2 protein-coding genes are annotated in these 1,751 nt (G+C 36.6%); both read left to right on the forward strand.

All coding sequences use genetic code 11. From position 1 onward, the window contains the following. The coding region (locus GSY74_RS05910) for a VWA domain-containing protein (protein ID WP_164664177.1) at window positions 1-1,273 on the forward strand (1,273 nt) is incomplete at its 5' end. Then, a complete protein-coding gene (crcB, locus tag GSY74_RS05915; protein WP_164664178.1) occupies window positions 1,273-1,659 on the forward strand; it encodes a fluoride efflux transporter CrcB in 387 nt (128 codons plus the stop codon). The genes GSY74_RS05910 and crcB, both read left to right, overlap by 1 nt. The last annotated feature ends 92 nt before the right edge of the window (window positions 1,660-1,751 follow it).

Genomic DNA, 1,751 nt, shown 5'->3' on the forward strand with positions numbered 1-1,751 from the left:
ATCTGGCTCTATGAGTGGCAATTTTAACTCCTATTATTATGATAAGGTTGGAAACAAGGTAGAGAATGAGGAGAAAGAGACCAAAAAGAAGATGACAATAGCCAATGAGTCTATCGTGGCTATGCTCTCTCATCTAAATGATGATGATAGAGTAGGTATCGCACTTTTTGACCACAACTCATACAAGGCAAAACCTCTACGACTAGTGGGTAGCACGGATAAGATGGCTATAAGAGACCATATATTGGCACTCAAAGAGCAGGGTGGAACCAATTGGAGTGCAGGGTATACAGAGGGGTTAAAGCTTTTTGATGATGTGAAGCTTGATGGTGATTATGAAAATAGAATAGTATTTTTAACTGATGCTATGCCAAACTCTGGAGAGTTAAAAAAAGGTAAACTATTTGGTTTGGCAAAAAAGGCTAGTGAAAAAGGGATACATACAACATTTATAGGTATTGGTGTTGATTTCAATAATAATTTGGTAGAGTATGTCTCCAAAACAAAAGGTGCAAACTACTTCTCTGTTCACTCATCAAAGAGATTTAAAGAGTTGCTAGATAAAGAGTTTGAGTATATGGTAACACCTCTAGTGTATGATTTAGAGCTAAAACTTAGTAGCCAAAAGTATGAGATAGAGGCTGTATATGGTTCCCCTGATGCGAAGATAGCTACAGGTGAGATTATGAAGGTCAATACTCTTTTCCCCTCTAGCTCTGAAGATGGAGAGACAAAAGGTGGTGTGGTTCTTCTAAAACTCAAAAAAATCGGTTCAGGCTCTGATGATATAAAGTTAAATGTGAGTTACACAGATGTCAATGGCAAGTCATTTGGAAATGAGCAAAGCATAGCATTTAATAAGAAAAAAGATGCCTATTATGATAACTCTGGTATCCAAAAAGCTATCTTGGTTAGTGACTTTGTTACCGTGATGAAAAACTGGGTAATAGACGCAAGAGCTGGGTGTAATGATAATGTAAAATGGATAATGCAAGAGTATCCAGTTATTATGAAGCGATGTATGATTTTCCCTCCAAAGCGACCTATCTATCCTACAATAAAGACATGGGAGAGAAAATCTTGTAAGCTAAAAGTATCTGATGGGTACAATAAACTTTTTCAGACATTTAAGAGAAGTTTTGTAGATGAGATGAAGAGTTTGAATGATGATTCATTGCAAAAAGAGTTGACTATCCTCAATGGACTTCTGCAACAAAAAACGCAAAATTTTGATAAAAAATCTGTAGATGATTGGCAGTTTGTACAGGAATGATGAACTGGGGGTTATTTTTTGCTGTTGGCATCGGTGGTTTTTTTGGTGCTATAGCTCGTTTTACAATATCAAGCTGGGTTCAAAAGAGTTCAGCTTCCCTTTTCCCTTTTGGGACTCTTAGTGTCAATATCTTAGGTAGTTTTATTATCGGTTTTCTCTTTTTATATTTTCAACATATCAATCTGTCGCTAAATCAGAAAGCGATGTTTGTTACAGGACTATTGGGTGCATTGACCACTTTTTCCACCTTTTCATGGGAGACACTCTTTTTGATGCAGGAGAATCTATGGACAAAGGCTCTGATAAATATTGGGCTAAATCTCTTTTTATCTATAGGGGCTACATTTTTGGGGATAATAGCTTTTAAGAGGTTTTATAGTATTTAACTTACTTGGAAAATGCCAATGAATTAAGGAATTATAACTTGGGAAACTTGGAATCGGAAGGCTCTGCCTCCGCTGTTCGGGAGTAAACTCTC

The sequence above is a fragment of the Sulfurovum sp. bin170 genome (assembly GCF_010892395.1).
In the GTDB taxonomy this organism is placed as follows: domain Bacteria; phylum Campylobacterota; class Campylobacteria; order Campylobacterales; family Sulfurovaceae; genus UBA1140.

What these genes read in the sequence shown, in the direction of transcription:
- crcB (WP_164664178.1), top strand. Translation starts at nt 1,273, where the DNA reads ATGAACTGGGGGTTATTTTTTGCTGTTGGCATCGGTGGTTTTTTTGGT.